Consider the following 613-nt stretch of genomic DNA (forward strand, 5'->3'; position numbering starts at 1 on the left):
ACGTTAGACGTCTCTGGTCTTAAAGACGGCACCATTGCGGTGACGGTGAACGGGACTAACGACTTGGAGGCGCCGGCAAAAGAAGCGGGGACGACATTTACGTTGACGCAAACTAAGCCAACGGTGGACGACAGCCAAACGTCGATTAACCCGACGCACGCAGCGGCGGGTGAGAGCGTGACAATTACCGCTACATTCGACAAAGGCGTCACAACGCCAACGGGTTCGGCGCTGGGTACAGCGGCGATCAACTGGACAGCCCAATCGGGTACTCAAACCCAATGGGTGGGTACAGCAGAAGTAGCGTCGGTTGCAGATTCGGTGAAGAGTGTGGCGTTAACGCTGCAAGGCTTTAGTGATGCAATGGGCAATACCGGTGAGGCATTCACTTCTAGCAAAGCGCTAGCGATGACCCCAACCTTAACCGTTGAAGCTATCAGTGATGTTAACGAAGCGGGCGCTGCAAGCGTTGCAGTCAATGGTAATAGCACACGCTTCGAAACCACCGACACATTGACCATCAAAGCGGTCGATACGGACAATAAAGAAGTCACGCAAACCACGACAGTGGCTGCATTGGGTAAATGGAACGCTACGTTAGACGTCTCTGGTC

General features: G+C 53.8%; 1 pseudogene. It reads left to right on the forward strand.

Features of this window, described 5'->3' with window-relative positions:
- Positions 1-613 (forward strand): annotated as a pseudogene (locus tag AB4154_RS22385) (hypothetical protein); the annotation flags it as partial.

Origin of the sequence: Vibrio sp. 10N.286.51.B11, assembly GCF_041469245.1 — a bacterium.
Classification (GTDB): Bacteria; Pseudomonadota; Gammaproteobacteria; order Enterobacterales; family Vibrionaceae; genus Vibrio; species Vibrio crassostreae_C.